Source organism: bacterium (assembly GCA_026398675.1).
GTDB lineage: Bacteria > RBG-13-66-14 > RBG-13-66-14 > RBG-13-66-14 > RBG-13-66-14 > RBG-13-66-14.
On the sequence record JAPLSK010000316.1, the window covers coordinates 1 to 4,429 of the forward strand.

The 4,429-nt window shown below is 68.1% G+C and carries 4 protein-coding genes and 1 pseudogene; all 5 read right to left on the minus strand.

The genetic code is table 11. From position 1 onward, the window contains the following. Nucleotides 1-37: 37 nt before the first annotated feature. The 5 genes and pseudogenes from fabG to NTW26_09345 all read right to left on the minus strand — a co-directional run bounded on the left by fabG (nt 38) and on the right by NTW26_09345 (nt 4,429). On the minus strand, nt 38-775 hold the full coding sequence (gene fabG, locus NTW26_09325; GenBank protein MCX7022454.1) for a 3-oxoacyl-[acyl-carrier-protein] reductase: 738 nt from the start codon (nt 773-775) through the stop codon (nt 38-40). 5 nt (nt 776-780) lie between these two features. Beyond that, the gene (locus tag NTW26_09330) at nt 781-1,443 is read right to left on the minus strand and encodes a hypothetical protein (protein MCX7022455.1); all 663 of its coding nucleotides are present in this window, start codon (nt 1,441-1,443) and stop codon (nt 781-783) included. 2 nt (nt 1,444-1,445) lie between these two features. Further along, nucleotides 1,446-3,368 (minus strand): tetratricopeptide repeat protein, encoded by a 1,923-nt coding sequence (locus NTW26_09335; protein MCX7022456.1) that lies wholly within the window; start codon nt 3,366-3,368, stop codon nt 1,446-1,448. Further along, nucleotides 3,368-4,141 carry a hypothetical protein gene (locus NTW26_09340; protein ID MCX7022457.1) on the minus strand — a complete coding sequence of 258 codons (774 nt, stop codon included), beginning with the start codon at nt 4,139-4,141 and terminating at the stop codon, nt 3,368-3,370. The genes NTW26_09335 and NTW26_09340 overlap by 1 nt, the downstream gene beginning before the upstream one ends. 188 nt (nt 4,142-4,329) lie before the next feature. Beyond that, nucleotides 4,330-4,429: pseudogene (locus NTW26_09345) on the minus strand (CinA family protein).

Sequence of the window (4,429 nt, forward strand, 5' to 3'; positions counted from 1 at the left end):
AGGGGACACGTCGCAGCCCTTCCTCCGCGTAATTGCTCTACATGACCATCCCGCCGTCAATGTTGATGATCTGCCCGGTGACGTAATCCGCCGCGGGGGAGCAGAGGAAGGCGATAACCCCGGCCACGTCCTCGGGCGTTCCGGCCCGTCCCAGGGGGATGGTGGCGAGGAAGGCTTTCTTCACCTCATCGGGCAGGCCGGCGGTCATCTCGGTCTCGATGAACCCCGGCGCCACGGCGTTGACGGTGATCCCGCGCCCGCCCAGCTCCTTGGCCAGGCTCTTGGTCAGCCCCAGGAGCCCCGACTTGCTGGCGGCGTAGTTGTCCTGCCCCACGTTGCCGGTGAGGCCCACGACGCTGGTGACGTTGACGATGCGGCCCTTGCGCGCCTTCTGCATCGGGCGGACCACCGCCTTGCAGCAGGCATAGGCCCCGGTGAGGTTGACGCGCAGGACCAGGTCCCAGTCCTCGGGCCGCATGCGCATGAGGAGGCCGTCGCGGGTGACGCCGGCGTTGTTGACCAGAACCTCGACGGCGCCGAAGGTTTTGGCGACATCCTCGGCCGCGGACTGGACGGCGTCGAAGTCGCCCACGTCCACGCCCCAGCCCTTCGCCTTCCCACCCCCGGCGGTGATTTCCCCGGCGGTACGCTCCGCCCCGGGGGCGTCCAGGTCCCAGACGGCGACGGGGAACTCCCGCGCCAGTGCCTTCGCCGCGGCGGCGCCGATGCCTCGGGCCCCGCCGGTCACTATCGCCGCGCCTCTCTCACCCATGATTCCTCCTAAAGTCCCGACGCGTCGAGCTCAGCCTTGGCCTCGGCGAGGGATTTTTGCCAAAGGGCCAGCTCCTCCGCGGCCTTGGTCATCCGGTCCAGCGCCTCCTCGCGGCTCAAGAGCAGAACCTCGGCGGCGGTGACGGCGGTCTGGTTGAGCATCTCGATGAACCGCTCCACCTCGTCAACGGCGGCGGCGACCATCTCCTCGGCCCGGTCGCTCGTCTTCCCGATGCGCTTGGCGTCGCGGTTGACCCGGTCGGCGAGCCCCACGGCCCGCAGCCGCGATGCCAGGGCAATCAAGGCCCGCAGCGCCTCCCGCCGGGTCTCGCTGATGATTTCCTCGTCCAGGTCGCCGGTTTTCTCCCAAAAATTTACGAACACGCGCTCGATGGCGGCCAGGCGCGATTTGAAGCGGTGCGACAGTCCGCTGAACCCGGACAGCTCACGCAGGATGGAGCGCGCGATGTGGACCGGGCGCCCCGTGAGCGCCGCGGACCAGACCACGTACCCCAGCACGGCGACGGCGAGGAGGCTGACGGAGGGCCAGAACCAGGCAAGGACGAGGTTGAAGATGACCGCCGCCCCCACGAGGATGACGAGTAGAGTCAGCCGCGAGGCGCTCAAAAAAGCGCGCCGGAAGATCGCCTTCTTCTGCCAGGTCTCGAGCATTTTTAAAAACTCCAGATTTCGCCGCCGAAATAGTCGGCCAGGAAAAATTCCCGCGCCGCTTCCGGCAGCCGTCCCTGCGCCGCGTACAATTCGCCGAGAAGACGATGCGCGGCGGAGAAGCGGGGTCGGCGGTTCACCGCCTCCTTGAGCTGCCCGACCGCCTCATCGTAGCGGCCGAGCCACTTGAGCGCCATTCCGTAGGCCATCCGCGCGGGGATGTAGTCGGGGTCGGCTTCGACGGCCCGCGAGTAGAGCGACAGGTACTCCTCCGGCGGATATGTTCCCGTCCTCTCGAGGAGCGCCGCCAGGTCGTAGAGTGCGTCGGCGTAATCCGGGGCCAGCTCCGCCGCGTGCTCATAGTCCCCGAGCTGGCCCGCGGCATCGCCCAGGCGGCCCCGCACCGCGCCCCGCCGCTCGTAGGTCTCGGCGTCGTCGGGGCGGATCTCCAGGGCCCGATTGTACAGAACGAGCGCCTCCGAGGAAAGCCCCTGCTTCTCGAGGGCCAGCCCGGCGTAAAATTCTCCCGAAAAGCCGTCGTCCGCCGGCACCACGGGCGCCAGGGTCAGCCCCAGGCAGACCAGGAGCAGGACCCAGGGCAGAAAGTTCAATCGGGCTTTCCTGTCCCGGACCATGCGGACCAGATGGGCTACGAAACCGGCGCCGAGGAGCGCCATGACCGGCAACAGCGGCATCCGGTACCGGCTGGTGACGAAGAAGGCGACGACCCCCACGACGTAGGTGACGGTGAAGGCGACGAGGATGGTGAGCCCGCGCCCCGCGCCGGGATTTGCCAGCATCCGCCCGCGATCGCGGCCCATGGCGGACACGAGCCCCGCCAGACCGAAGGGGGCCGCCAGCCACCAGCGCAGCGGGTTGAGCCGGAGCCAAAGGCTCTGGCCCCGCGCCCAACCGATGTTCACGTTGTTGGAAACGTCCGCCGCGTTGAAGAACCCCAGGGCCTTTTTGAAGAACAATCCGATCGCCCGTCCGGGGGACGCGAAGACGGCGTCGAGACCCCGGGTGTACCAGTATCCGCCGTCGGCCAGGCTCCCGGCGCCGCCCAGGTCCGAATCGCCCGCGAGCTGTCGCCAGGCCATACCCGGCGGCACCGACGAAAAGCCGTCCGCCTCCGGGCCGTTGCCGATGAAGAAATTCACCCCGCCGTTGGCGCTCACCAGAACGAATTTCCCCGACTCGAAGAGGTTGTGGATGGTGGCCGGGAGGATGACCGCCAGCGCTAGACCCAGGGGGATGAGCGCGGCGGCCAGGGCCCGCTTCCAGTCAAAATTCTCGTCTCGCAGGCCGTAGAAGAGCCCCAGCGCCGCCGCCACCGGCAGGAAGAGCAACAGATTGGGTCGGGCCAGCGCGCCGAACCCCAGGGCGATTCCGGCCCAGATGAGCCTCCCTCTCCGCGTCTCCCAGTCGAGGCCCTCCTCCCAGGCGTTGACGAAGAGTGCCAGGGAGAGGAGGTAGGTCAGCGTTTCCAGGGTGACGGAGACGGCCTGCTCCTCGAAGAAGGGACCGAGGTCGTAGAGGGCGACGAAGAGCGCCGCGGCGAACGCGGGCCAGCGGCCGAAGAGCTTCTTCCCCCACTGGAAGGTCAGCGCGACGACGCCCAGCCCCAGAAGGGTGTTGAAGATGTGCGCGGCGAGGATGGATTTGCCGCCCACCGAGGAGTAGAGGTCGGTCAGGAACCAGACGTAGAGCGGCGGCTTGAAGTAGGGACCGCCGGGCATCGCGGCCCCCTCGGCCCCCAGCCGCGCCAGGAAGCTGTGGTAGCCGGCGTCTATTATCGGGAAGTGGTAGAGCGGCGAGCCCGAGTAATCGAAGGCGTAGAGAATTCGCGCCGCGAGGGCGACCAGAATGAGCGCCAGCAGCAGCTTGGCGTCCCGCCTGAAATCGCTCTTGAGCAGCCGCTCGGTCATCATAGGTAGTTGAAGGAGTAGAGGAGCAGGTAGCCGCCCACACCCAGGACCACCACCGGCCCGGCCCACCACAGGAAGCGGTACAAGTTCCCCCAGAACGCGTTTTCCCGGAAGCGGCCCGACAGGCGCTCGACGGTCTTTGATAAGAATACAGCCAGTAATGCCACCGCGATCATCGTCACCGCGATGCCCAGGCTGTAGACGGCCAGGGCGGCGAAGGGGTCGGCCAACTTATCGAAAAGCTCGGTCGCCGCCGAGTTGCCGAAGTAGTTTAAAAGCGCCCCCCGGCACGGCACTATCCCGCCGGAGACGCCCAGGGCGACCAGACGTTTTATCGAGCGGGGCTCGTCGTCCCCCGCGGCCCAGGTGGGGAGGTGGACGTGGTCGTGCCCGTGATGGTGGTCCGATTCCACCGCGTCGCCGTGGTGGTCCACCGTCCCGTGCCGCCGCGCGTGCTCCCGGATCCGCTCCCGGAGCATCCAAACCCCCACCAGGATGACCAGCGAGGCGCCGACGACGGAGGTGATGCCCTGCAGGAGGACCTCGTCCACGAGGTTCCCGGCGAGCTTCACCGCGAGGGCGATGGCGTAGACGACGACGGTGTGCGTGGCGGCGGTGACGAGCCCCAGGATGACGGCGTCGAGGGCGGCGCGGGCGGGCTTCCGGCCCGGGGTGCTCCCGACCATGTAGGCGGAGATGATCGCCTTGCCGTGGCCGGGCTGGAGGGCGTGGCCGGCCCCCCACCCGAAGTAGAAGAGAAATTGGAGGAACATCAGTCGGCAAGCCTTCGGCGGAGGGTGTCCAGGGCGTGGATGACCGTCCGGCGGCGGACGAGTTCCCGGTCGCCGGTGAGTTTCAGTTGTCGGGTGAAGAGGAAGCGGCCGTCGGGGTCCGGGTGGACGAGCGTCCGTTGAAGGTCCACGAGGAGATCCCCCCGCGTCGGCGGCCAATCGCCCAGGCTGTGCGGGTGCTGGGCCAGGCCAACGAACACAGTCCCGACCGGCTTTTCCGGCGAACCGCCTCCGGGACCGGCCACGCCGGTGGTGGAGAGGGCGATGTCG

Excerpts from the sequence above, each read along its gene's own strand:
- NTW26_09335 (MCX7022456.1), bottom strand. The coding sequence starts at position 3,368 with ATGACCGAGCGGCTGCTCAAGAGCGATTTCAGGCGGGACGCCAAGCTG.
- NTW26_09340 (MCX7022457.1), bottom strand. The coding sequence starts at position 4,141 with ATGTTCCTCCAATTTCTCTTCTACTTCGGGTGGGGGGCCGGCCACGCC.
- NTW26_09330 (MCX7022455.1), bottom strand. The coding sequence starts at position 1,443 with ATGCTCGAGACCTGGCAGAAGAAGGCGATCTTCCGGCGCGCTTTTTTG.